General features: G+C 56.9%; 6 protein-coding genes. 1 reads left to right on the top strand and 5 read right to left on the bottom strand.

Annotation, left to right across the window (positions count from 1 at the left end; genetic code table 11):
* Positions 1–201: hypothetical protein (locus ACOCD2_RS17775; RefSeq protein ID WP_293674975.1), on the top strand; the 201-nt coding region annotated here is incomplete at its 5' end.
* On the opposite strand, the gene ACOCD2_RS17770 is transcribed toward ACOCD2_RS17775, so the two are convergent.
* The 5 genes from ACOCD2_RS17770 to ACOCD2_RS17750 form a co-directional block, all read right to left on the bottom strand.
* A complete protein-coding gene (locus ACOCD2_RS17770) occupies positions 119–607 on the bottom strand; it encodes a disulfide bond formation protein B (RefSeq protein WP_293649943.1) in 489 nt (162 codons plus the stop codon). The genes ACOCD2_RS17775 and ACOCD2_RS17770 overlap by 83 nt on opposite strands.
* On the bottom strand, positions 607–897 hold the full coding sequence (locus ACOCD2_RS17765; protein WP_293649942.1) for a hypothetical protein: 291 nt from the start codon (positions 895–897) through the stop codon (positions 607–609). The genes ACOCD2_RS17770 and ACOCD2_RS17765 overlap by 1 nt, the downstream gene beginning before the upstream one ends.
* Before the next feature lie 14 nt (positions 898–911).
* Positions 912–1,250, bottom strand: coding sequence for a hypothetical protein (locus tag ACOCD2_RS17760; protein ID WP_293649941.1), 339 nt, complete (start codon positions 1,248–1,250; stop codon positions 912–914).
* Entirely contained in the window at positions 1,243–1,800 is a 558-nt protein-coding gene (locus ACOCD2_RS17755) for a hypothetical protein (RefSeq protein ID WP_293649940.1), read from the bottom strand. Before ACOCD2_RS17755 ends, ACOCD2_RS17760 begins: the two co-directional genes overlap by 8 nt.
* Positions 1,797–2,010: hypothetical protein (locus ACOCD2_RS17750; RefSeq protein WP_293725740.1), on the bottom strand; the 214-nt coding region annotated here is incomplete at its 5' end. The genes ACOCD2_RS17750 and ACOCD2_RS17755, both read right to left, overlap by 4 nt.

Genomic DNA, 2,010 nt, shown 5'->3' with positions numbered 1-2,010 from the left:
GCCTACTTTGTTTTCCCTCTGGCGCAAGGCACGCCGGGAAAACAGTGCGGCCTCGCGGCTACTGGGGTCTACCAGCCTTCGCTTCGCTCTCCATGGCTGGCAGCGGCTGAAGCTGCGGTCAGCTGCGCCTGCCGAACAGGATGCCCAGGCTCAGGAAGAGCATGCCCAGCAGGAACAGCAGCGTCCATCCCGGTATGCTGATGCCGAACAGCGACCAGACGATCTCGCCACAGTCACCGGTGCCCCTGAAGACATCCGCGACCACTTTCATCAGGGGGTCGTTCTCCAGCATGAAATCCAGGGTACCGCCGCAACTCAGTTCCTCATGGGTGCCGTACTGCAGCCAGAGATGACGTGCTGCGATGCCGATGCCGGCGAGGCTGGCCAGTGACAGCAGCGCACCGTAGATGCGCCGGCCGGTACCGGCCGGGTTGTGAACCAGGGCAATCAGGAAAATGACGCCGACAACCATCACTGAAATGCGCTGGAAGATGCACAGGGGGCAGGGTTCGAGCCCGAGATAGTGCTGGAAGTAGGCCAGCGCGGTACCGATCGCGGCAATGCAGGCGAGAAAGCCGATCAGGAAAGGCGTGCGTCCACTGAACATCAGTTGTTTCCAGTGGGATGCTTGCGCATCTTCTGCATTTGCTCGCGCATCCGTTTTTCCATGGCTTCGATCTCGGCGCGGTCGATATCGCCGTCCTTGTTGCTGTCCATCTTGTCGAACTGTTTCTCCTCGTTGGCCAGGAATTCAGCCTTGCTGACCTTGCCGTCCTGGTTGGCATCCAGTTGCATCATGAAAGCCTCGGACATGGATGAAGGTCTGCCGGCGGGGGGCTGGGCGCTGGCAAGAGCGGGAAGCAGAACGAGCAGGGAGGGAATGAGCAGTTTTTTCATTTGAGTTCCTTGGGTTATTGCACAGAATGACCGGAGGCGGTGTTTTCTGTCGCTTGGATAAGAATCGTGCGGATTGCTTCGAATTGGTCTTGAGGCAGCTGCAGAAGTTCCATTTTCTCCAGGCATTCCTGCCGTACGCGTAACAGCGCCAGGCTCACCGGGTCTTCCCCGTCAGTTCGGGAACCGTCTGCCGTGCCGGTGTCTGCCGGAACAACGCTTGCAGAACGGGGAATGATGCGTGGCTGGTCATCACCCTCTGCGCAGGCGAGGAGGGGGCTGGTCTTCTGCCATATTCTGCCCCGCCAGCTGAATCGTTGTCCTGGCGGGAGATGACCGAATTTTTGTTCAGCCACCTTGCGCCATTTCAGCGATATTGCTGGCCATGTGAGAGCTTTGCACCTCATAGCCCAGCTGTTTGCTGAGCTGGGTGGTGGACAGCACGCCGCGTATGGTTTGCTTGTCGTCGGATTCGTCCTTTTCCACCACCAGGGCATGCTGGCGTCCCATGCGCTTGAAGGTTTCCAGCAGGTCGCCGACGCGGGCCTTCTGGATTTCCGAAAAATCCAGGGCTTCGAGCTTGAGGCGGGGCGTCATGATATCGCGCACCATGATGTCTTCCATCTTGCCGCCATTCTCCGACAGTACCTGCATTGGCTTGGTGCCGTTGAGGTCGTTGATGGTGATCAGGCCCATGACCTCGTGATACTGGTTGGACACAAACAGCATCTGGACGCCACTGGAAATCATCCGCTCCCTCGCCTGTTCCAGATTGGCGCAAGGGTTGACGCTGATAGCCGTTACCCTGGTAAAGTCTGTCATCACTTCGATGGCGGGATCTTCCAGATCCACGCTTTCTTTGAATGCCTGTGACGGCTTGTGATAGGTCACGTCTGTCTCAATCATGGTGATTGGCAGTGATCGGTATGAAGGCATGTTGTTGCTCCTGTATCCAGGTTGGATAATCTGATAAACAGCCGTCCGTTACGGGTTACAGAACCCGGAGTTTGAATCGTTGTGTTGTTTTGCACGAGCTGTCTCAGTACTTTAACAGCCCGGATGGAAAGTTCAATAATGGGCTCCTGTAAAAATCTGCGTTCTAAGAACGCAGACTTG

Origin of the sequence: Thiolapillus sp., assembly GCF_048562965.1 — a bacterium.
Lineage (GTDB): Bacteria > Pseudomonadota > Gammaproteobacteria > Chromatiales > Chromatiaceae > Thiolapillus > Thiolapillus brandeum_A.
This window is presented reverse-complemented; position numbering and strand designations above follow the sequence as displayed.